At 51.4% G+C, this 22193-nt stretch carries 20 protein-coding genes; 10 read left to right on the forward strand and 10 right to left on the reverse strand.

Features of this window, described 5'->3' with window-relative positions:
* Positions 1–69 precede the first annotated feature (69 nt).
* The 10 genes from MED297_RS17090 to MED297_RS17135 form a co-directional block, all read right to left on the reverse strand.
* Positions 70–567 carry a glycine cleavage system transcriptional repressor gene (locus tag MED297_RS17090; protein ID WP_040557486.1) on the reverse strand — a complete coding sequence of 166 codons (498 nt, stop codon included), beginning with the start codon at positions 565–567 and terminating at the stop codon, positions 70–72.
* 1 nt (position 568) lies between these two features.
* Positions 569–3451, reverse strand: a complete 2883-nt coding sequence (gene gcvP / locus MED297_RS17095) for an aminomethyl-transferring glycine dehydrogenase (protein WP_008047142.1) — start codon at positions 3449–3451, stop codon at positions 569–571.
* Between the two features lie 126 nt (positions 3452–3577).
* The gene (gene gcvH, locus MED297_RS17100) at positions 3578–3967 is read right to left on the reverse strand and encodes a glycine cleavage system protein GcvH (RefSeq protein ID WP_008047145.1); all 390 of its coding nucleotides are present in this window, start codon (positions 3965–3967) and stop codon (positions 3578–3580) included.
* 30 nt (positions 3968–3997) lie between these two features.
* Complete coding sequence (gene gcvT, locus MED297_RS17105; protein ID WP_008047148.1) at positions 3998–5089, reverse strand: glycine cleavage system aminomethyltransferase GcvT; 1092 nt, start codon at positions 5087–5089, stop codon at positions 3998–4000.
* A gap of 157 nt (positions 5090–5246) precedes the next feature.
* Positions 5247–5537 (reverse strand): hypothetical protein, encoded by a 291-nt coding sequence (locus MED297_RS17110; RefSeq protein WP_154650985.1) that lies wholly within the window; start codon positions 5535–5537, stop codon positions 5247–5249.
* A 58-nt stretch (positions 5538–5595) separates the two neighbouring features.
* On the reverse strand, positions 5596–6333 hold the full coding sequence (locus tag MED297_RS17115; RefSeq protein WP_040557488.1) for an alpha/beta hydrolase: 738 nt from the start codon (positions 6331–6333) through the stop codon (positions 5596–5598).
* A complete protein-coding gene (locus MED297_RS17120) occupies positions 6330–6887 on the reverse strand; it encodes a cob(I)yrinic acid a,c-diamide adenosyltransferase (RefSeq protein ID WP_008047154.1) in 558 nt (185 codons plus the stop codon). The genes MED297_RS17115 and MED297_RS17120 overlap by 4 nt, the downstream gene beginning before the upstream one ends.
* A gap of 4 nt (positions 6888–6891) precedes the next feature.
* Positions 6892–8520 carry a sensor histidine kinase gene (locus tag MED297_RS17125; RefSeq protein ID WP_008047155.1) on the reverse strand — a complete coding sequence of 543 codons (1629 nt, stop codon included), beginning with the start codon at positions 8518–8520 and terminating at the stop codon, positions 6892–6894.
* A 38-nt stretch (positions 8521–8558) separates the two neighbouring features.
* Entirely contained in the window at positions 8559–9443 is an 885-nt protein-coding gene (locus MED297_RS21535) for a ketopantoate reductase family protein (RefSeq protein WP_008047157.1), read from the reverse strand.
* Positions 9444–9515: 72 nt separating this feature from the next.
* Positions 9516–10490, reverse strand: coding sequence for a GGDEF domain-containing response regulator (locus MED297_RS17135; RefSeq protein WP_008047158.1), 975 nt, complete (start codon positions 10488–10490; stop codon positions 9516–9518).
* A gap of 467 nt (positions 10491–10957) precedes the next feature.
* Here MED297_RS17135 and groES point away from each other — a divergent pair, with 467 nt between their 5' ends.
* From groES to MED297_RS17180, 10 genes are all read left to right on the forward strand, one after another.
* Positions 10958–11245 carry a co-chaperone GroES gene (gene groES, locus MED297_RS17140; RefSeq protein WP_008047159.1) on the forward strand — a complete coding sequence of 96 codons (288 nt, stop codon included), beginning with the start codon at positions 10958–10960 and terminating at the stop codon, positions 11243–11245.
* Positions 11246–11281: 36 nt separating this feature from the next.
* Entirely contained in the window at positions 11282–12928 is a 1647-nt protein-coding gene (gene groL, locus MED297_RS17145) for a chaperonin GroEL (protein ID WP_008047160.1), read from the forward strand.
* 1064 nt (positions 12929–13992) lie between these two features.
* On the forward strand, positions 13993–15648 hold the full coding sequence (ltrA, locus tag MED297_RS17150) for a group II intron reverse transcriptase/maturase (RefSeq protein WP_083779469.1): 1656 nt from the start codon (positions 13993–13995) through the stop codon (positions 15646–15648).
* A 159-nt stretch (positions 15649–15807) separates the two neighbouring features.
* A complete protein-coding gene (locus tag MED297_RS21960) occupies positions 15808–16002 on the forward strand; it encodes a YegP family protein (RefSeq protein WP_083779476.1) in 195 nt (64 codons plus the stop codon).
* A gap of 16 nt (positions 16003–16018) precedes the next feature.
* Positions 16019–16243, forward strand: coding sequence for a DUF2188 domain-containing protein (locus tag MED297_RS17155; protein ID WP_040557578.1), 225 nt, complete (start codon positions 16019–16021; stop codon positions 16241–16243).
* Positions 16244–16614: 371 nt separating this feature from the next.
* Positions 16615–17355 carry a type II secretion system protein N gene (gene gspN, locus MED297_RS17160; RefSeq protein ID WP_008047163.1) on the forward strand — a complete coding sequence of 247 codons (741 nt, stop codon included), beginning with the start codon at positions 16615–16617 and terminating at the stop codon, positions 17353–17355.
* Positions 17355–18278, forward strand: coding sequence for a type II secretion system protein N (locus tag MED297_RS21540; RefSeq protein WP_008047165.1), 924 nt, complete (start codon positions 17355–17357; stop codon positions 18276–18278). The genes gspN and MED297_RS21540 overlap by 1 nt, the downstream gene beginning before the upstream one ends.
* Positions 18279–18294: 16 nt before the next feature.
* On the forward strand, positions 18295–20256 hold the full coding sequence (gspD, locus tag MED297_RS17170; protein ID WP_008047166.1) for a type II secretion system secretin GspD: 1962 nt from the start codon (positions 18295–18297) through the stop codon (positions 20254–20256).
* 327 nt (positions 20257–20583) lie between these two features.
* Positions 20584–21183, forward strand: a complete 600-nt coding sequence (locus MED297_RS17175) for an HAD family hydrolase (protein WP_008047167.1) — start codon at positions 20584–20586, stop codon at positions 21181–21183.
* Positions 21184–21230: 47 nt separating this feature from the next.
* Positions 21231–22163: a phosphoenolpyruvate carboxylase gene (locus MED297_RS17180; RefSeq protein WP_008047168.1), complete on the forward strand. Its 933-nt coding sequence runs from the start codon at positions 21231–21233 to the stop codon at positions 22161–22163.
* The last annotated feature ends 30 nt before the right edge of the window (positions 22164–22193 follow it).

Genomic DNA, 22193 nt, shown 5'->3' on the forward strand with positions numbered 1-22193 from the left:
TTTGACGTTCGTTATTGGTAAACACAATAAAAAAGGGGCCTGAGCCCCTTTTTTGTTCAGACATGATAATTACGGTCGATCGACCATTAAATCCGGCGATAGCCGTTCCAGAGCCTGGACAACGGTATCCATTTGCTGTTCCGGCGTCAGAGTGATTTCTATGGTGGCTTTGAACAGCTCACCACCGGACATCGACGCCGGCTCGATGACCGTGTTTAAGTCGATGACATTGGCTCCGACGGACGCCAGTGCATTGGTCACTTCCCGGACAATACCCGGACGGTCATTACCGACCACTTCAAAGCAGTATCGATTGAGTTCCGCATCGGCCGTTTCACCGGATTCTATCTGAACATTCAGACCCTCTTTGCTTAACGCCGACAATGCTGACGTCAAGGCATCCGCCGACTCGGCTTTAACATCGACCCGGATGATGCCGGCAAACTTTCCGGCCATGGTCGCCATGCGGCTTTCCAGCCAGTTGCCCTGATTGATTTCAATCTCTCGGGCCAGTCGCTCGGCAATGCCTGGGCGGTCTTCAGCCATTACGGTTAGTATCAGTTCCATCTCAGTTCTCCGCATACGAATCGGTGGTCGGGCAGGCACAGAACAGGTTTCGGTCACCCCAGACATCGTCAATGCGATTGACGGCCGGCCAGAATTTATTGTCGCCGACCCAGGCTAACGGGAAGGCCGCGGTTTCCCGGCTGTAAGGATGGCTCCAGTCGCCGATCAAATCCTGCTGACTGTGAGGGGCATTGACCAGCGGGTTGTCCTCTGCGGGCCAGGTGCCGTTACCCACTTTCTGAATTTCATGATAAATCGCGATCATCGCGTCAGCGAATCGATCCAGCTCATCTTTGGACTCTGATTCCGTCGGTTCCACCATAAAAGTACCGGCCACCGGGAATGACATGGTCGGCGCGTGAAAACCGTAATCCATCAGTCGTTTGGCAATGTCCACTTCCGTGATGCCGGTCTGCGCTTTCAGCGGTCGTAAATCCAGAATGCATTCGTGTGCGACCCGGCCGTTGGGCGCGGTATAGAGAATCGGGTAGTAATCCTTCAATCGCTCGACCAGGTAGTTGGCGTTGAGCAGGGCCGTTTGCGTGGCTTTGCGCAAGCCATTGGCACCCAGTAAGCGGATGTACATCCAGGAAATGGTCAGGATCGAAGCACTGCCGTAAGCACTGGCAGAGACGGCACCCATCAGCGGGTTTCGCTCTTCAATGGGGGTCACGCAGTGGTTCGGTAAGAAGGGTGCCAGGTGCGCACCCACGCCAATCGGACCCATGCCAGGGCCTCCACCACCGTGAGGAATGGCGAAGGTTTTATGCAGGTTCATATGGGAGACGTCGGCACCAATGTCCGCTGGGCGGGTTAAGCCCACCTGGGCATTGAGGTTTGCACCGTCCATATAGACCTGTCCGCCGGCCTGGTGGATGACTTCGCAGATATGGCGAATGCCTTCCTCGTAGACGCCGTGGGTGGAGGGGTAGGTAATCATCAGACAACACAGCTGGTCGCCGGCTTGTTCGGCTTTGGCTTCAAGATCCTGTTGATCGACATTACCCTGATCGTCGGTTTTGACCACCACGACTTTCAAGCCCATCATCTGTGCGGAGGCCGGGTTCGTTCCATGTGCCGATTGGGGAATCAGACAGATGTTTCGCTGGCCTTCACCATTGGCTTCCTGGTACTTGCGGATTGCCAGCAAGCCGGCGTACTCGCCTTGTGCGCCGGAGTTGGGTTGCAGACTGATGGCATCAAACCCGGTAATGCTTTTGAGCATGGACTGAAGCTCATCGACCAAGGTCTGATACCCAGCTGTTTGGGTGGCCGGTGCAAAGGGATGCAGGCGACCGAACTTTTCCCAGGTGACCGGAATCATCTGTGCCGTCGCATTCAGCTTCATGGTGCACGAACCTAACGCAATCATGCTGTGGTTGAGCGCCAGATCCCGGTTTTCCAGCATTTTCAGGTACCGCAGCATCTTGGTTTCACTGTGGTGGCTGTTAAAGACCGGGTGAGTCAGGTAATCCGTGGTTCGCTCCAGGTTTTCTGGAAGGAACGTTGTGTTCTGTGCTTCCAGTTCCCGATCGATGTCACTGACATCCAGGTCATTGTCACCCAGCAGAATGTCGAACAGCTCTTCAATGTCGTCTCGGGTCGTGGTTTCGTTTACCGACAGACCGATTCGGCCATCGGAAGTGACGCGGAAGTTCACCCGATGTTTTTCGGCGCGCTCCTGAATCAGTTCCAGATTATGCAGTGGATCAATGGTCAGGGTGTCGAAGAAGTGTGAGTTGACAACCCGTACGCCTTTGGCTTCGAGACCTTCGGAAAGAATGCCGGTCAGGCGGTGGATACGTTCCGCGATACGTTTCAGTCCTTCCGGGCCGTGATAAACGGCGTAAAATCCGGCCATGTTGGCCAGTAAAACCTGAGCGGTACAGATGTTCGACGTCGCCTTTTCCCGGCGGATGTGCTGCTCACGTGTTTGCAGGGCCATACGCAGAGCCGGTTTTCCGGTGGTGTCCTTGGAAACACCGATGATACGCCCGGGAATGGCACGCTTGTGTGTCTCACGCACGGCAAAAAATGCCGCATGCGGACCGCCAAAGCCCATCGGGACACCAAAACGCTGACTGTTACCGAGTACAATATCGGCGCCCATTTCACCCGGCGACCGCAGCAGGCATAAGGCCATCAAATCTGTGGCAACGATGGCTAACGCATCCTTTCGGTGTAGTTCCTGAATGTAGGGCTCCGGGTCGACAACCGCGCCATTACTGCCAGGATATTGAATCAGGGCACCAAAGACGTGGTGGTTTTCTAATTCGCTGAGCTTGCCGGTGATAATGTTAAACCCATAATACTCAGCCCGTGTTCGCAGGACATCCAGCGTCTGTGGGTGGGCATTCGCGTCGACAAAGAATGACTGTGATTTGTTTTTTCGGACAGAGCGTTTGGCCATGGCCATGGCTTCAGCGGCGGCCGTTGCTTCGTCGAGTAACGACGCGTTGGCGATTTCCATACCGGTCAGGTCAATGACCATCTGCTGGTAGTTGATCAGTGCCTGCAAGCGGCCTTGCGCGATTTCCGGCTGATAGGGTGTATAGGCCGTGTACCAACCCGGGTTTTCCAAAACATTTCTCAAGATCACGTTCGGCACGTGCGTGTCGTGGTAGCCCATGCCGATGTAGCTGGTAAAGACATCATTCTGGTCCGCAACCGCTTTCAGGTAACTCAGTGCTTCAGCTTCCGGAACCGCATCCTCCATCGACAGTGGTTCGTTCAACAGAATGTTGGCCGGCACAATCTGTTGGGTCAGATCGTCCAGGTCTTTGGCATTGACCTGATTCAGCATGTCCTGCTGCTGTTGAGGGTCGGGACCGTTGTGGCGGTCGATGAAGGCATTGCGGTATTCAAGATCAGTCAGGGAAGTCATCGTACTCTCGATAAATCAAAGGCATGCGTTCATGGCATGCCGTTATTATTGTCCGCTTTCAGTGGATAGCCGTGTTCAGGTCAGGAAACCGTGGAGGCTGCGGTTGGGGCTGTCTGCGATGATGTATCAGTCTTCAGCGCAAACGTCCGCATAAGAATCGGCATCCATCAGGTCGACGTTTTCATTGTCGTCTGCAACCTGAACCTTAAAAAACCAACCGTCTTCGTAGGCGTCTTCATTAACCTGTTCAGGAGAGTCTTCCAGGCTGCTGTTGACTTCGACCACGGTTCCGGTGACTGGAGCGTAGATGTCAGACGCCGCTTTTACCGACTCAACGACCGCGACCGGGTCACCGACGGTGATTGTCGCCCCTTCTTCCGGTAACTCAACAAAGACCACATCGCCGAGTTTTTCCTGAGCGAAGTCACTGATGCCGACGGTAACGATTCCGTTACCTTCATCGCGGACCCATTCATGGGAGTTAGCATATTTCAGATCGGCAGGGATGTTACTCATGGGCGTATCCTTTAACAGAGAGTTTAACGATTAATCAAATTGCTTCTTGCCGTTTCGGACGAACGGCAGTTTCACGATTTTTACCGGCAGCATCTTACCGCGCATTGAAACAAAACAGGAGTCCTTGACCTCCCGATCGATCCGTGCCATCGCAATGGATTGATTCAGGGTCGGGGAGAAGGTCCCACTGGTAATTTCGCCAATTGCGGGGCCGTCTTCACTGGCGTGCAATGTCTGGTGTGCCCGCATAACGCCGCGCTGCTCCAGAACCAGACCGATCAGTTTGCGATAACCGCCTTGTTCCCGAAGTTTGGTCAGGGCGTCGCGACCCATAAAGTCACGTTCTTCCGGTTCCCAGGCCACGGTCCAGGCCATGCCGGACTCCAACGGGTGGGTTTGTTCATCCATGTCGTTGCCGTAGAGATTCATACCTGCCTCTAAACGCAACGTGTCTCGTGCGCCTAAACCGCAGGGTTGTACGCCATTGTCGAGCAGTCTGGACCAGAAATCGGTCACTTCGTTATTCGGTACCATGACCTCGAGGCCGTCTTCGCCGGTGTAGCCGGTTCGGGCAATAAACCAGTCGCCGCTGGGCAGGCCTTGAAATGGCTTTACCTGATTGGCAATCGGACCGTGTTCTTCACCCAAGGCCACCGTCGCTTTTTCTACCGATTGTGGCCCTTGAATGGCAACCATGGCCAGGTCATCGCGCTCTTTGATAGTCACGGCCATATCGGTGGCCTGTTGCTGAATCCATTCGAGATCTTTTTCACGGGTGGCACAGTTCACAACCGTTCGGTAACCCTCGTCGAGGCGATAGACGATCAGATCATCGATCACCCCGCCTTGAGGGTTTAGCATGGCTGTATACAAAGCTTTGCCGGGGGTCTTGAGCTTGGCAACGTCATTCGCCAGCAGTTTCTGTAAAAAGGCTTGAGCGTCGTCCCCGAGGATATCGACAATGGTCATATGAGAGACATCAAACATGCCGGCAGATTCGCGCACAGCCTGATGCTCACTGATCTGCGAGCCATAATTGATGGGCATTTCCCAACCGCCGAAATCGACCAGTTTTGCGCCGCTATCAAGATGCGCATCAAAAAGCGGGGTCTGTTTAGCCATACCTGACCAATCTCCGTTATGAAAAGTCTGGCAAGGCTACCGTATTTTGCCATTTGTTGTCATTTCAGAGTTCAGGATCTGAACGATCGGTCAGGTGTCTTGAGGGTTTTACAGAGAATGATAAGCCCGCTGATCGTTCAGAGGGCTTAATGGATTATCACTTCCAGGGTGACTTTTGAGTCGGAGAGGCAGGCGATTGGCTTGACATTCTTGGCGCCGGATCGACATAGATGCGTTCAATTTTCATCATACGAATCAGCAGCAAGGAGGATTGAATTGCAGCATCGGCCGCAAGAGATTTGAGTTGCACAAGGTTGCGGTTACCTTGGTTCTGATCGCTGAAAGCGTGTTCTATCAGCTCGTCGTCTGACAGCAGGTTTTTGCCGAGAATGATGGCCGCCATGACATTGGCCCCTTGGTTGATGAACGTTGCTAAAGCTATCGGCAAGTTATCTCAGAACATGAATGAGAAATGTGTTGTCTGGTTCACAATATTCCATCTTGCTTCACGGCGAAGAATGGCTTTCCTCGGATAGCCAGTCTGCCAGAAATTCCGCTGTCATGGCGCGCTGTTGTTCCGGTGAGATACCGGCGAAGTTGTCTTGCTCCTGCGGCCCATAGTCGGCAAAGCCGGCATGGTTACCACCTGGTATCACACCTCGTTGCGCAGTCGCTGGCAGTCTTTGTAAGGATGCGCGCCAGGTGTCCTGGTTAATCAGACCATCACGGTCGCCAATAATACTGATGACGGGTAGGTCCAATTGTGAAAGATCATGGCTGTCCTGAGGATAAGACGCCAGCAGCACTAAACCATCCCACCGTTCGGGGTGTTTGTATACCCGAGATGCGGCCATGGTACCGCCCAGAGAATGGCCGCCAATGAACCAATGCTGTATCGATGGGAATGCGTCAGGCACCTCTTCACCCCGGGATGCCCCCAAAACAGCAAGATTCAGTGGCATTGGCACGATAATCACGGTGGCATTCAGGGTCTGACTGATGGTCTCTGCCAGAGGGGCATAGGCTTCGGGTTGAACCTTTCCTCCGGGATAAAAAACGACACCGGTACTGACAGGAGTGGTGGGCGAAAACACCAACCAACCGGTTGTTTCGCTTAGGCTGGTCTGATAAGAAGGCTGCTCAGTGATTGCTGATGCCGCTGGGTAACTGGGCGCCAGCAACGCACAGCCTGTCAGAAGTAGGGCGAGACCACTAATAAGTGAGTAACGTAATAATTGGATCATGGCTTATGCCGAGTTTGCCACAGTACTTCGTCACCACCTTGAAGCTTCAGGACGAACCTCGACAACACAAACAAGAAATCGGACAGTCGGTTCAGGTAAGTCTGAGCCAACAAATGAGGGTGATCTTCCGATTGGTTAAACGTAATCACGGTTCGTTCTGCTCGCCGACAAATAGCACGCGCCAGATGAAGACGAGCATTGGCGTCGCTGCCGCCAGGTAGAATGAAGTTCTTTAACGGGGGCAGTTCGGCGTTTCGGTCATCAATTTTTTCTTCCAGTTCGGCGACAATGGCTTCATCCAGCAAACTGTGACCGGGCATGGCCAGTTCGCCACCTAAGTCAAAGAGATCGTGTTGAATCTGCCGGAGATCGGCCAAGACGTCAGGTTGCTCCGTTAAGGTTTCAGCGGCCAGAGCCATCGCGCTGTTCAGTTCATCGATGTCGCCAATGGCGTGTATGCGCAGGCTGTCTTTGGCGATACGTTCGTTAATGCCAAGCCCAGTCGTTCCGGCGTCTCCGGTTCGGGTGTAGATTTTGGTCAGGCGGTTGCCCACGGTGTTAACCCTCTGCTAATGGAATCGAAATCTCAAATACGGTACCGGATCCAAAACTGGATTCAACGGTCATCTGGCCATTGTGGTGTGAGCGGACGATGAAGTAACTGACGGATAACCCCAGCCCTGTTCCTGCACCGACTTCCTTCGTGGTGAAAAATGGTTCAAATATTTTTTTACGGGTGTTGGCTTCCATACCAATGCCGTTATCACTGACTCGCACCAGGCAATGACGGTCGGACTGGGTCAGTTGCAGCGTGATAATGCCTTCATCAATATCGTTCAGCGTCAGGCGACGTTCATTGATAGCTTGTGCCGCGTTTTTAATCAGGTTCAGAAAGACCTGCTCCAGCTCATTAAACACGCCCATGACCGTCGCTTCGGGCGCTTTAAAATCCTGGTCAATGTTCAGCTCAAACGCCCCTTTGACGCCGTAAAGTTGGTCATCGGTGACGGCAATGTTAACGGCCTTTTCCAGAACGTCGACCATCAGGCACGGTTGCAGTCTCAGGTCGCTCGCCCGGCTAAATTGCAGCATGTTGGTGACCAGTTGCGAGGAACGCACGCCAGACTCGGAAATATGATTTAAAAAAGACAAGATGCGGCGATCTTTCATGTAGGCTTGCATCTGGTGCAGGTCCACCTGATGGCGTTGTGCAACTTCGATGTTGGCTGAGAGTTCCGGGTCCAGTCGGCGTTGAATGTTCTGAACGTTTTGTATAATCGCGCTGATCGGGTTGTTGATTTCATGAGCCATACCGGCAGCCATGCCACCCAAGGACTTGACCTTCTCAGACTGCACCATGGCTTCTTCCATTTTGTATTTTTCACTGACATCGTCGATGCGAATAACCGCGCTTGGCGTCTCAGTGTTTTTTAATGGATAAACCACAATGTCGAAGCGGCGACCCGAGTAGGGGGAGAGTTGGTTACGCAGTGTACGGTTTTTATTGTCGCGCCAGACATCGGCGATCCAATCTTTGTGTCCACCAAACAACGGGAAAACGTCTTGTACCGGACGGCCGATGGCATTGGAGTCAGGTGTGCCGCTGATGTTTGACGCCTCCTGATTCCATTGTGTCACGGTCAGATTTTCATCGACTGCAATGAGGCCTGAAGGCATGGAGTTGATAATGGAGTTCAGAAACTTCTGGAAATCCGTTAACTTGGCCTCGATACGCTTTCGAACCTTGACTTCGAACTCCAGCTTTTTGTTGGTACTTTGAGTGACCCGGGCGTAGTCGTCGGCCTGTTCTAATGCGATTGCTACCCGATCTCTTTCCGAAATGATGATTTCTTCGCGCAGTTGAATCTGATTGATCATTTCATTGAGCGCATCGACCAGATCACCCAGTTCATCGTCAAACAGCTTTTGCGCGCGGACCTGGGAGTTGTTTGAATTAGCCAGCTCGCGGGTTATCTGAATCAAATGATGCACCGGTCGCAGGAAGTGACGATAGAAGAACAGATGGATGACCAAAAAGACTGCGACAATCGCCAGAATCGAAAGCGCGAACTGAGCCATCATGCCCAGTTCGGTCACATCGAAGAGGGTCAGTAACGCGCCGAGTATGACCGTGCCACTGATGTAGCCAAAGGACAGTCGTTGACTGAGGGATCGGAATTTCATCATGAGTCGCAAGGCATGGGCTGAGTTCTCATCGTAGCCTCTCAGGAAACTTGGCGTTGTGCAATTCGTTTGTACCACCGTTCCAGTACAGGCGTTTTGATACCGAGCCGAGCCCCTTCGCGTATCAGAAAGCCGTTAATGAAGTCGATTTCAGTTTTCCGTCCTTCCTGCACATCCCTCGCCATCGATGACCAGTTTTCGGCGCTGTTGGTGATAACCTGATTGACCATGGTGAGAGGGTCTTCGCTGAGCGTCAGGTGTTTTGCCTGTATCAGCTTGGTGATTTCATTAAGAATGGCGCAGATTTCCCTTTGATGATCGTTCGTACTGAGTTGGCCGTTCTTAACCGAATGGTAGGCCGTCAAAGGGTTGATGCAGGCATTGACCAGAATTTTCTGCCAGAGCACAGCTTCAATCGATTCAATGGCGGCGGGCTTCAGAATGTTGGATTGGTCACTTCTGGCAATAAGCGCATTAAAATAGTCTGGCCGCTCGTGAGCGGCTCGTTGATCCATCAGCGTGTGACCAAAAGATGTTTGCACATAGTGTTGAGGTGAGATCGGCAAGGCACCACAGGTGGTCGACCCCCAGATGATTTGATCACCAAACGCTTCGCTTAATGCCTGTTGCGGACCCATACCATTGTGTAACAGGACGACGGTCGCGTTCGAGTACCTTGCCAGGGCTTGTTGTGTCGATTGTTCAGCGTGCATGGCTTTACAGCAAACCCAGATGACGTCAACCGATGGTGCCGGAGTAACGGTCCAGTCCAGCGCCAGTGTTTTACCCGGTAGGTCAAGGTGAGTCGCCAGAGTCAGGTTCTGGCGATGTGCAAATACGGACACCCGGCTGAATGGCTGAATTTCTGCGCAAACAAGTGAGCCGATCGCTCCGGGGCCGATAATGAGTGATGAAAAATCTGACATGGGCTGTCTGAATTGTGAAGTTCGGAGCGAGTCTACCTTAAAAGATATGTGATCGCTCCGGTGCTGGTTTTGCTATGCCAGTTCCTGATTGGCTTCCCAGAAGTATACTGATTGTCCTGCAGGCAAGTCGCTGAGCCGCTGCATGGCCGCCTGAATGACTTCGTCAGCCTGCACTGCACTGGCATGACCATTGGCGTCAATAACATCGTACTGAATGCTTCCTTCAAGTGTGCAGTAGCCATTATCTGTCGGGTAGGCCCGAATAAGCAGGGCTTCCTGGATTCTCCGAACCAGTGCGTGCGTAATGAAGTTTGGTTCCCGGCCGTAGAGCGCCAGTGCCAGTGTGTTTTCATCGATTCTGGCCACGTCATCCATGGGGCGGGCTGCTTCCTGAAGCCGTTCGGCTGCCTGTTTGACGAGCCGGTTCTTTAGGGCCTCGCCGTGCTGCAGTTTCAGTTCCGGAAGATTGTCGAGTCGGCACAGAAGTAACCCGATAGACCCGCTGCGACCGCGATGCTGCTTAAGGTAACGACCGAGTTGCTGTTCGAGAAACTGCAGATTACCAACGCCGGTGGTTGGATCGATCCGGTTCATCAGCGTCAGACCCCGGAACTGTTCCTTCAACGCCAGTTCGCGTCGCAATAGTGAGTTTTGTAACCGTGCCATGCGCTGCGCGGCGTGTATACGCGGTAGCAAGTGCGATTTCAGAGTCGTTTTACCAACGAAATCGTCAACGCCTTTGGCGAAAGCTTCTTTGAGATCGTCGTTTTCTTCTTTTGCGGTTAACAGAACGACATAGCTGAAATGGTTTTGGCGCCGGTTCAGCTCACGAACCAGCTGAGTCAGTTCCAGTCCGTCCATGCCGGGCATCAGCCAGTCGGCGATCAGAATATCAACGCTGCGCTCCTTCATCATGGAGAGGGCGTCAATAGCGTTATCAGCAACCCGGATATCGGTGAAGCCATCATTCTTCAACGCTTTGTTAACCACCGCGCTGCTGAATTTTGTATCGTCTACGATCAGTATGGAGGTTGAGTTTGGCTGCATTATCCCTGCCTGCGAAAGCAAATTCCCTGTTCAGGTACGGTGAGTCCCGTCCTATGATGTAGTTCTGTCAGCGCCAGTCAGTTGGCGGCTGAATCTCCTTCAGAACGGGCCCAGTATAGTGTTCGGAAAGGTCTCTGAGCAAGCTTTGAACACCGCAAAGTGCGAGTATCCGACCAATGGACGGTCATGGTTGATGGAAATCGTCATATTAATACCTGAGTAGGTAGGTTCAAACGCTGTACAGGCCATATTTAAGTGGGTGATCACCCGAAAACCCCTTTCTCGTCCAGAGAAAGCGCGAAAGTGACTAATTTCTGTAAAAAAATGTGTTGCAGAGGTGTTGAAAAGTATTTTGCCGCCCCCAATTTACCGCCTGCAATGAAACAAATGCCAGGCAGCGCAATGAATAGCGCTGTCTGAGGTTAAACCAGAACAATACTCCCAACCGATATTCAGGAGATTTATTCATGAAAATTCGTCCTTTGCATGATCGCGTCGTTGTACGCCGCAAAGAAGAAGAAGAGACCACAGCTGGTGGGATCTTGTTGCCGGGCTCAGCCAAAGAGAAGCCTTCCCAGGGTGAAGTTCTCGCTGTAGGCAACGGCCGTGTACTGGACAACGGTGAAGTGCGCGCAGTTGACGTTAAAGTCGGCGACACGGTTGTGTTCGGTCAGTACTCAGGCAGCACCGTTAAGGTCGACGGTGAAGAACTGCTGATCATGAGCGAAAGCGACATCTTCGGCGTAATTGAATAAACCTAATTCTCACTCAGATTTAACAAGGTAAGTATCATGGCTGCTAAAGAAGTTTTGTTTGGTATCTCTGCTCGAGACAAAATGCAAAACGGCGTTAACCTGCTGGCTGACGCGGTAAAAGTGACGTTGGGTCCTAAAGGCCGAAATGTCGTTCTGGATAAATCCTTTGGTGCACCGAATGTCACCAAAGACGGTGTGTCTGTTGCCAAAGAAATCGAACTGGAAGACAAGTTCGAGAACATGGGCGCACAGATGGTTAAAGAAGTTGCTTCAAAAGCGAACGATGAAGCGGGTGATGGTACCACTACGGCCACCGTTCTGGCTCAGGCATTCGTTAACGAAGGCTTGAAGTCCGTTGCTGCGGGCATGAACCCGATGGATCTGAAGCGCGGCATCGACAAAGCGGCGGCGGCTGTTGTTGAAGAGCTGGCGAAGCTGTCTAAGCCTTGCACCGATTACAAAGCGATTGCTCAGGTCGGTACCATTTCTGCCAACTCTGACGCCACCATTGGTCAGCTGATTGCTGATGCAATGGAAAAAGTCGGCAAAGAAGGCGTGATCACTGTTGAAGAAGGCAGTGGCTTTGTTGATGAGCTGGACGTGGTTGAAGGTATGCAGTTCGACCGTGGTTACCTGTCACCTTACTTCGTGACTAACCAGGAATCGATGGCTGCAGAGCTGGAAAACCCATACATCCTGCTGGTGGACAAAAAGATCTCTAACATTCGTGATCTGATTCCGGTCCTGGAATCTGTTGCGAAGGCGAGCCGTCCATTGATGATCATCGCGGAAGACATCGAAGGCGAAGCGCTGGCCACTCTGGTTGTTAACAACATGCGTGGCACAGTTAAAGTCGCCGCTGCGAAAGCGCCTGGTTTTGGCGATCGTCGTAAAGCGATGTTGCAAGACCTGGCGATTCTGACTGGCGGTACCGTCATTTCAGAAGAAGTCGGTCTGGACTTGGAAAGTGCCACTCTGGAGCACTTGGGTTCTGCTAAGAAAGTGAACCTGACTAAAGAAACCACAGTTGTCGTCGACGGTGCCGGTTCTGAAGCGGACATCAATGCTCGTGTCGAACAGATTCGCGCAGAAATTGAGCAGTCTTCGTCTGATTACGACAAAGAGAAGCTTCAGGAACGTGTTGCTAAACTGGCCGGTGGTGTCGCGGTCATTAAGGTTGGTGCAGCTACTGAAGTTGAAATGAAAGAGAAAAAAGCCCGTGTTGACGATGCTCTGCATGCGACCCGTGCGGCCGTCGAAGAGGGTGTTGTTGCTGGTGGTGGTGTTGCTCTGGTTCGTGCCATGGCGAACGTTGCTGACCTGAAAGGTGACAACGAAGAACAAAACGTCGGTATTGCTCTGGCACTGCGAGCGATGGAAGCGCCATTGCGTCAGATCGTTGAAAACGCCGGTGATGAATCTGCTGTTGTTCTGAATGAAGTCAAAAACGGTTCCGGTAACTTCGGCTACAACGCTGCGACCGGTGAATATCTGGACATGATCGAAGCCGGTATCATCGACCCAGCGAAAGTGACTCGTACTGCACTGCAGGCGGCGTCCTCTGTTGCTGGTCTGATGATTACCACAGAAGCCATGATTGCTGATAAGCCTGAAGAAGGCGGTTCTGCTGGTGGCGGCATGCCAGACATGGGTGGCATGGGCGGTATGGGCGGCATGATGTAGTGCGACGAGAGTCGCGGAGGTCGCTAGCCTCGCGGGCTACACCGTAAGGCGATACTGATGTATCGCCTTCCCAATGTCCCGCAAAAGATAGCATTTTACTAATCCCGATATCGGGCGATTTCGTCCGAATCGGGACTCCTTTCTAGGAGTTTCGTCGGCGAGTCGTCGGCTGAACTAAAGAGTTAGCTCATTCTGTGGATAGTTCACAGGAATTAAACGAGCGCATTTCACTCTCTGCTAACGCAGAATTATTTCATGCTAATAAGGTGGTAGGTAGCTTTGCGGCTGCTGAAAACTTATCGATGGGATTATGCTATTGGTCTGTGACCATCCGGCGTAAGCCATTGTTGTTATTGTCTCGGCTCGAAAGAGTAGTGAGACCGAATGTTCAGCCATTCGTAGTCTACGGATAGTGCGTCACTGGTAACGGTGGGGTGCGAAGCTTCCTGACAATGTAGCCCTTCTTCTGAAGCAATCAGAGCTGTGAAGTTTCTGATCGGATTCTGCGAGCAATACGCGGATGAGGCGCTAGGCTGACCAATATGGATAACGTACGTGAACTGCTGTTAAACACCGTCAACCGCGACGAGCCAAAATTGCTGTCAGGCTCTAACCAAAAGGTATGTAGCTGGCTATTCCTCTTACATCTGGGAATACGCTGACGTTCAGCTATCGGTGGATAGGTAGATCCTAACTTGGTCGTGTAACAATAATGGAACTCGGTAAGCCCAATGACTCGCCTTAGCTCATGCTGAAGGCAGGTGATTCGCAAGATGATCTGTTGAGTCAGTGGGTAGAGGAGGAGCGAAAAAGCGAATGCTTGGCTGTAATGGCTGAGATAGGGGTTCGAACTTTGCCCTGATCTGAAAGGATGCCCACTTCGTTCTGGTCTTTTATCGCGTGCAAACGTGTAAAGCCACCTAAAGAAATTCCGGATGCGAGTGCAATCGCTCCGGCGCACATTTAACTGCCCAAACGGGGAAAGCAACTGACTTCCCCGTTTGGGGCTCGTCTGTCTGTTTTTCTCATGGGTTTTTAACTAAAGCATTGAGGAGAATAGCAAGATGAGTATTTCACTAGAAGTACCTGCATTCACCCACTCGCCAACTGGTTGGCACGAGGTTGACTGGGAAACCTGTCATCTCAGAGTGAGGCGGCTACAGGTACGAATCGCGAAGGCATCGAAGAATCAACAATGGCGCAAAGTGAAAGCTCTGCAACGGATGTTGGTTCGCTCGTTTTCAGCAAAAGTACTGGCAGTAAAACGAGTCACAGAAAACCGGGGTAGAAGTACTCCGGGTGTTGATGGCAAACGTTGGGATACTCCAACCGCAAAATGGGATGCAATCAGTACGTTAACCCGAACAGGTTATCGCCCAATGCCACTGCGAAGGGTTTATATACCCAAGGCGAATGGCAAGAAGCGACCTTTAGGGATTCCGACCATGAGGGATAGGGCGATGCAGGCATTGTACTTGCTGGCTCTTGAACCCGTATCGGAAACAACGGCGGATCGTAACTCTTACGGGTTTCGCCCGATGCGCTCCACGGCAGACGCGATTGAGCAATTGTTCATCAATCTCAGTCGGAAATCATCTGCGCAATGGGTGCTAGAGGGCGATATTAAGGGGTGTTTTGACAATATCAGTCACGATTGGCTCATCGAACATGTCCCGTTGGACAAGCTCGTGGTCAAGAAATGGTTGAAAGCAGGGTTCATGGAATCCGGTCAACTCTTTGCAACAGAAGCTGGTACACCTCAAGGTGGGATTATCTCACCTGTACTGGCCAACATCGCTTTAGATGGGCTGGAAAAGTGTTTAGAAGATCAGTTTGGTCAGAAAAACACGAAAGCTAGCTACAAAACTAAGGTGAATTATGTGCGGTATGCGGATGACTTCGTCATTACTGGCATCTCGAAAGAGCTGCTTGAGCGCGAAGTACAACCACTCGTCGAGGCCTTTATGGCCGAACGGGGGTTAACGCTCTCACCAGAAAAAACGGTGATTACGCACATTGAGCAAGGGTTTGATTTTCTGGGGCAGAATGTTCGCAAGTATGACGGCAAGTGCTTGATAAAGCCGAGCCAGAAGAACGTTAAAACATTTCTGCGTGGTCTCAGAGACTGGTTGAATGCCAACAAAACTGTGCTTGCGAAAGTGGTTGTCCAAACGTTGAATCCTAAGATTCGAGGTTGGGCAAATTATCATCGCGGTGTAGTAGCGAAGGAAACGTTTAACTATGTGGACTACCGCATCTGGAAGATGCTCTGGCAATGGTGTAAACGACGTCACCCTAACAAGGGGAAGCGTTGGATACGAGAAAAGTACTTTGCTAGAAACAAAACCAGAAGCTGGATATTTCATGGGCTTGATGAATATGGGGATCGTTGGGATTTGTTGTACGCCAATGACATACCCATAAAGCGACACAAAAAGGTTAAAGGAGAAGCCAATCCTTACGACCCTGAATTTGAGATGTATTTTGAGGATCGTGTTGAAGCGACTTTCAGAAGTTCAATGGAAGGGAAAAGAAAGGTTGGCACACTTTGGCTCCGGCAGAATTATTGCTGCCCTATGTGTAATCAGAAAATCACACCGGAAACGGGATGGAATATCCATCATGTGGTAGAGAAACACAGAGGCGGCAGTGATCAGTTGGATAATCTGGTGTTGTTACATCCGAATTGTCATCGGCAATTTCATAGTATGGTTTTATAAACAGCTGTATGTTTATCCTGCGCAATTTGTAGTGGTCATTTAGGTTTTTTAACACTAGGTATTGTGTTTAGTCTTAATATTGTATTAAAATTAACCAATATTCAGATTTAGTTGTACTGAGTTGGTCATAGCAATACGGAGATCGACAATATGTGTGTGATGAAAGATGACTTTGAATGGGACTTTTATAAGGACTCAAGTTCCCAATGGCGTTGGAGATGCCGGGCTACAAATGGTCGAATTATTGGTGCCTCAAGCGAGGGGTATCACAATAAAGATGACTGCTGGTGTAATGCCCAGATTTTTGGGTTCAAACCTCGGGTTCATCATTCGACTGGTCTGGTGCTTTCTTAAGTATGAGGAGATTTGTATGTCTGGTAAAAATCAACATGTAGTTAAGCGTGACGATGGCTGGGCGGTCAAAGGTGCGGGTAATAAGAAAGATACTTCGCATCATCGTACTCAGGAGGAGGCGAGACAAGCTGCTGTAGAGATCGCTAGAAACCAGAAGTCTGAGGTGGTTATACATGGAAGAGACGGAAAAATCCGGGACAAAGATTCGTACGGAAATGATCCGCATCCACCAAAAGGCTGATGTGATAGATGCTGGTTTGTACTTCGTACAAACTTAAAAAGGCTTGAGCCGTATGCGGGGAAACTCGCACGTACGGTTCTTAGGGGGCTGGGGCGCAGTAATGCGCCCTGGCTACCCGACAGACGCCTGCCCGGGCCCAAAACCCAGCGTAGAAGTTAGAAAGCCGCACGGAAACGTGCGGCTTTTTTGTTGTCTGACAGTCCATCACTTCTGTCACTGAGCAAGGCCTATGCTCTGGTTTGGTATAATTGTTAAGGCCAATAAGTCGGTTCGAACGCCAGTCGGTATGTAGCATGTAAACCAATTGTGGAGCCCTGAGGGCTCATATACACTGTCGCTCACGTATAGGCGACGGAAATGCTTTTTAATTCATGAAGTTAGTTAACTTAAAGATTCTGGCTCTGCTGGTGATCAGCTACAGTCTGGCACTGGTGGCCATGATCCCGCTGTCCTGGCTTACGCCGTTGGTTGAGCCACAGCTGAATCAGGCGGGCGTCAGATTGAATCAGATGGAAGGTAATCTGTGGTCCGGTCAGGGTCAGATTATTGAGCGCCAGCTGGGCACGGTCAATGTGCAGTGGGATACCCGGGCCTCAGGCCTGTTTCGGCTGGCACTGCCTGTCGATGTCACTCTGTCAAACACCTATCTGGACGTTTCTGGCGAACTTGGTTTGTCGCCTTTTGGGCTCTCCGTTACCGACGTTAGCGGCCATGTTGACGAAAAAGCATTTGAATCGGTCTATCGATCTTATCGGGCCACGCTGTCAGGTCGACTTCAGTTAAACGGCGTGTCTGCAGATATCGGATGGAACCGCCGGCTTGGTGATGCCAGTGGCGATCTGAGTTGGTCAGGCGGACCGGTGACCGTGCCCGTCGGCCGGTCGACTCAAACCTATAACGTGCCTACTTTGCTAGGGACCATTCAGTCCGATGATCGCGGTTGGAAAGCTGAGGTCACAGGACCCGATCAGGCCATCATGCTGGAGGCTGACCTGACGCGGGATTGGGTCGCAACCTATGCGGTGAAAACCGCGTTGGCACAGGCTATGGACATTCCGTTACCGGATATGGGTGATAATTTGTTGAAACGATCCTTTGAGGTTGTGTACTGATGGAACTTTACTCACAGCTTCAAAAAATCTGGCCACCGATGCAATCTCTTTTGGTGGGTCTTGCGACGATTCTCTGTGGTGTCTGGCTGGCACAAATCACCTGGATGATTCTGGATCCGCAACCTGAACTGGCAGCTCCGACGATTCGACCAGCCTCAAGCACCAGTTCTAATGCGGGCACCAACTGGCAACAACTGGGTTCGCAGTTATCGCAGCGTGAGTTCTTTGGCGACGTTGTGGTTGAAGCGGCTGAGGAACCGACCGAGGTTGTGGATGCACCGGAAACCAATCTTAACCTGACATTGCAGGCGGTCATGGCGACAGGTGAAGGCCGGGGCTTTGCCGTTATCGGTGAGCGCAGCGGCAGTGGTAAGGTGTTCGGCGTCGGCGATGATCTGTTTGGACAGGCGGCGTTGCAGGCCGTTTATGGCGATCGCGTCATCATCGACCGTCGGGGGCAGTTAGAAACGCTTCGCTATGAAGAGTTGTCGTCTTCGTTGTTGCAGTCGGTCAGTAACAGCCGTGACGACGTGATCCAAACCGATTCGGCCGACAGTTTTCAGGAAGCGCTCAGTCAGGCCAATGAGCAGGTTGCCAGAGGTGGTGATTTAGCTTCATCAGTACAAGGCATGGTGAACTACGTCACTCAGCGGGCAAACGAAGATCCGGCCGCCTTTGTACAGGAGATGGGGCTGGAAGCAACGTCTGAAGGGTATCAGGTGACCCGGCGCGCTCGTCAGTTACAGATGGTTGGACTGCGGCCGGGCGATATTGTCACTTCCGTGAATGATCAACCGGTTGGGAACATTCAATCCGATCAGGCACTGCTCAATCAGATTCTCCAGACCGGTGGGGAACTGAAGATTCAGATCCGCCGGGGATCACGCTCTTTTACCATTTATCAATCGATACCAACTTTTTAAGAATAAGGAAAATTTCATGGCCATGTCGGGGATGTTTCGAAACGTGATACTGGCTTGTTGTCTGTTGCTGACAACGGTGAGTGTGTTTGCGGACGATCAGACTTATACGCTGAACATGCAGGAAGCCGATATCACCGAGGTGATCGATCTGGTTGCCAAAGTCACTGGTCGTACCTTTATCATTGATCCGCGGGTTCGAGGTAAGGTCACCGTCATTTCCGACAAAGAGATGACGAAGAGCCAGATATATGAAACGTTCCTGGCAACGCTTGAAGTGTATGGTTTTTCAGCGGTTCAGGCCGGTGATGTAACTAAGATTATTGGTCAATCGGACATTAAGTCTGCAGGTATTGAAGTAGAAACGCAGGGTGGTCGTGTTGGTGAAGAGATTATTACCCGCGTGTTCCCAATCCAGAATGCATCCGCCATGGAACTGGTGCCTATTTTACGCCCAATGGTGGCTAATTATGGCCATCTTGCCGGTGTGCCGTCAGCTAACGTCCTGATTGTGGCCGACCGAGCGACCAACATTGATCGGCTGTCAGAGATTGTCTATTTGCTGGACAAAGCCGGTAGTGAAGAGATTGAAGTTGTTAACCTCCAGCACGCCTGGGTTGGTGCCATGATTACCTTGCTGGAGCGCATTTCACCCACGGCCGTCGCCGCTGGAAACCAAGGCGCTCGTTCCGGCTCAAACCGAACGGTGACGCTGGTTGGGGATGAGCGCAGTAACCGAATCATCGTAAAAGGGGAAACCGAAGCTCGGCAGCAGATCATTGAGTTGATCCAAAAGCTGGACACACCTTCCCAGGAGAATGCGTCCTATAAGGTTATTTTCCTGAACAATGCTGACGCCGTTAAGATGGCTGAGATTCTGAAAGGTATTGCGAGCACGAGTCAGGGGGCTTCCGGGCAAAACGAACCGCCATCCCAACCAATCTCCGTACTTGCCGACGAAGAACAGAATGCCTTGATTGTCCGAGCTGAACCGAGTGACATGAAAGAACTGGAGTCGATCATCAGTCAATTGGATATTCCTCGCGAACAGGTACTGATCGAAGCCGCAATTGTCGAGGTGACTGGTAATGATACCGACACTCTGGGTGTGCAGTGGGCAACTAATCCGGAAGTGGTTCAGGACGGCGTGCCCTTCCTTTCGGTGTCGTCTGAAGTGGCCGGGGCGTCGGTGGGCAATCTGGCGCAGTCTGTTGGTCAGGGCATTAGTCAGGCCGGTGGCTCGCCTTTAGGTGCCTTGACCAGCGTGCCGGCAGGAACCTTTATGGGGTTGGCCGATCCATTCGGTAACCGAGTCGATTTTGGCGTCGCGATTCAGGCATTGGAGTCGGCATCCAATACGAACTTTCTGTCTACGCCCAGCATTCTCACGTTGGATAACAGCGAAGCGGTGATCACCGTTGGTAACTCGGTGCCATTTAAAACCGGCGGCAGCGGAGATGAAGACAATCCATTTACGATTGAACGGCAAGATGTGGGGACGACGTTGACGGTCATTCCTCATATTCAGCAAAACGGTACGATTCGACTGGAAGTCGATCAGATCGTGGAATCGGTTGATGAGACGGTCAGCTACGATGCATCCGACGTGGTGACAAAGAAGCGACAGGTAACGACGCAAGTATTGGTTAACAGTGGAGAAACCATTGTTTTAGGAGGGCTTATTCAGGATCAGGTCAGTGAACTGGAGTCCCGGGTGCCTGTTCTGGGGTACATTCCAATCATTGGTCATTTATTTAAGTCCAAATCGACGCTTAAAACGAAAACCAACTTACTGATCATTCTTAAACCCAGTGTCATTGAAGACAATATGGATGAGATTCGGGCGAATCGTTTGAATGGTGTTTGGGAGCTGCGAATTCAAACCATTAAAGATGAATCCTCAATTCAACAGCCAAGTGTGGATGACATCTTTGAAGGGAATTACATCAACGGCTCACCTCAGGTCGAGGGTGAAAACTAAGGTGTATCTGTAAGTTTACAAAATTTGCCGTTTTAACAAAACGGTAGTCAAGGTCGGTAGGGTTTACAGTGACCAAATGGTCAGTAAAATATCTCTTGATTTTGACTCTCTTGCATTAAGTTGCTGGCCCTAAACCTAGTTGTTTGGGGCTTTTTTTTGTCTTTTGTAAAATCCGCAGACGTTATTACTTTTCCCTAATTAGCCACTCATTCCTGCGGAAACCGCCATTTTCCGAAGTTTCCTGCAATACTCGAATGCAAATCGGGCAATTTCCGGCATTCACACTCGTGATATGCTTCACCTCCCTAAAGCTGAACAGAGAACGCTATGAGTCGTATTTCAGACTGGTCTGAAGTGATTGAGCAGGCCGATGCGTTGATTTTTGACATGGATGGGACCCTGATAGACAGCATGCCTGCGCATTATCAAGCGTGGCGCCAGGTGGCTGATGAGTATGGGCTGACATTGGATCGTGACCGTTTCTATCAACTCGGTGGTGTGCCGACGTATCAAACTTTACAGATACTCTCGGCGGAGGCTGGTGTAAGCATTGATCTTGATGCAGCTAAAACCCGTAAGGAAGGGCTGTATCGCGAGTACGTCAGTGAAGTGACGGAAATAGCCCCCATCGCTGACGTGGCACGACAATATGCCAACACGAAACCCTTGGCTATTGCGACCGGAGCCGGTCGCAACAATGCACAGTCTATACTGACCCGGTTAGGGCTGATTGAGATGTTTCAGGCTGTGATGACGGCGGATGATGTTGAAAACCACAAGCCAGCACCCGATGTCTTTCTGAAAGCGGCGGCTGCCCTGGGGATAGCTCCGGAGCGATGCGTTGCGTTTGAAGACACTGATATTGGCCTGGAAGCCATTCGCGCCGCAGGTATGACTGCGATCGACGTCCGGCCGCTGCTGGACTGACCTTAACCTGATTAATTCATGTTCTTGTGTAAACAAGGAGAGCATTAATGACCGTAATACCGGATACCCTGAGACAGAATGTGCGCATTCTTGGCGAGCTGTTAGGGGATACCATCATGGAAAGCCATGGTCCTGAGCTGTTTCGAAAAGTGGAAGAAATCCGACGACTGGGCAAAGAGGTCAATCGCAGCGAAAACAGCGATCCGACGCCATTGACACGAGTGTTGTCTGAGTTGGAAGACAAAGATATTTTGCCGATCGCGCGTTCGTTTAACCAATTTTTAAACCTCGCCAACATTGCCGAACAACAATATTTTTCAAGTGCCGAAGCCCATACCCGGGACATCCTGGAAGAAACCATCGAGGAGTTGGTCGATGATTTGGGCAAAGAGTCTTTGGCGGACGCTATTAATCGACTGAACATTGAACTGGTGTTAACCGCACACCCGACGGAAGTGACCCGTCGAACCTTGATACGTAAGTACGAAAACGTGTCGAAATCGCTGAATGATCTCAGTCGTACTGACTTGCATCAGTACGAGCTGGACCAGATTCGTGAGCGCTTGCGCTCGACGGTGGATGAGATCTGGCACACCGACGAGGTCCGGGAAGAGCGGCCAACGGCGGTGGACGAGGCCAAATGGGGCTTTGCCGTCATCGAGAACTCACTTTGGCGCGCCGTGCCCGATTTTCTGCGTGAGCTCGATGCCATTGCCCGTCGCCGAACCGGTCAGGGCATATCGCGGGACGTCAGTCCGTTCCATTTTTATTCCTGGATGGGCGGCGATCGGGACGGCAATCCGAATGTGACTCATCAGGTGACGCGTGAAGTGTTGCTGCTGGGTCGTTGGATGGCGGCCGATCTTTATCTGCGCGATGTACAGAGCCTGATTGCCAGTCTCAGTATGACGGTCGCTGACGATAATTCCGGCAACAATGGGCTGCCGATGCGAAAACACCTTATCGTCAGTGTTGCATGATATTCGGACCCGCCTGCAGGAAACCCGCGA

Source organism: Reinekea blandensis MED297 (assembly GCF_000153185.1).
Classification (GTDB): domain Bacteria; phylum Pseudomonadota; class Gammaproteobacteria; order Pseudomonadales; family Natronospirillaceae; genus Reinekea; species Reinekea blandensis.

What these genes read in the sequence shown, in the direction of transcription:
- MED297_RS21960 (WP_083779476.1), top strand. Translation starts at nt 15,808, where the DNA reads ATGAAAGATGACTTTGAATGGGACTTTTATAAGGACTCAAGTTCCCAA.
- gspN (WP_008047163.1), top strand. Translation starts at nt 16,615, where the DNA reads ATGAAGTTAGTTAACTTAAAGATTCTGGCTCTGCTGGTGATCAGCTAC.
- groES (WP_008047159.1), top strand. Translation starts at nt 10,958, where the DNA reads ATGAAAATTCGTCCTTTGCATGATCGCGTCGTTGTACGCCGCAAAGAA.
- gcvT (WP_008047148.1), bottom strand. Translation starts at nt 5,089, where the DNA reads ATGGCTAAACAGACCCCGCTTTTTGATGCGCATCTTGATAGCGGCGCA.
- MED297_RS17125 (WP_008047155.1), bottom strand. Translation starts at nt 8,520, where the DNA reads ATGATGAAATTCCGATCCCTCAGTCAACGACTGTCCTTTGGCTACATC.
- MED297_RS17090 (WP_040557486.1), bottom strand. Translation starts at nt 567, where the DNA reads ATGGAACTGATACTAACCGTAATGGCTGAAGACCGCCCAGGCATTGCC.
- MED297_RS17135 (WP_008047158.1), bottom strand. Translation starts at nt 10,490, where the DNA reads ATGCAGCCAAACTCAACCTCCATACTGATCGTAGACGATACAAAATTC.
- MED297_RS17180 (WP_008047168.1), top strand. Translation starts at nt 21,231, where the DNA reads ATGACCGTAATACCGGATACCCTGAGACAGAATGTGCGCATTCTTGGC.
- gcvH (WP_008047145.1), bottom strand. Translation starts at nt 3,967, where the DNA reads ATGAGTAACATCCCTGCCGATCTGAAATATGCTAACTCCCATGAATGG.
- MED297_RS21540 (WP_008047165.1), top strand. Translation starts at nt 17,355, where the DNA reads ATGGAACTTTACTCACAGCTTCAAAAAATCTGGCCACCGATGCAATCT.
- gcvP (WP_008047142.1), bottom strand. Translation starts at nt 3,451, where the DNA reads ATGACTTCCCTGACTGATCTTGAATACCGCAATGCCTTCATCGACCGC.
- MED297_RS17155 (WP_040557578.1), top strand. Translation starts at nt 16,019, where the DNA reads ATGTCTGGTAAAAATCAACATGTAGTTAAGCGTGACGATGGCTGGGCG.
- MED297_RS17175 (WP_008047167.1), top strand. Translation starts at nt 20,584, where the DNA reads ATGAGTCGTATTTCAGACTGGTCTGAAGTGATTGAGCAGGCCGATGCG.
- MED297_RS17115 (WP_040557488.1), bottom strand. Translation starts at nt 6,333, where the DNA reads ATGATCCAATTATTACGTTACTCACTTATTAGTGGTCTCGCCCTACTT.
- ltrA (WP_083779469.1), top strand. Translation starts at nt 13,993, where the DNA reads ATGAGTATTTCACTAGAAGTACCTGCATTCACCCACTCGCCAACTGGT.
- MED297_RS21535 (WP_008047157.1), bottom strand. Translation starts at nt 9,443, where the DNA reads ATGTCAGATTTTTCATCACTCATTATCGGCCCCGGAGCGATCGGCTCA.
- gspD (WP_008047166.1), top strand. Translation starts at nt 18,295, where the DNA reads ATGGCCATGTCGGGGATGTTTCGAAACGTGATACTGGCTTGTTGTCTG.
- groL (WP_008047160.1), top strand. Translation starts at nt 11,282, where the DNA reads ATGGCTGCTAAAGAAGTTTTGTTTGGTATCTCTGCTCGAGACAAAATG.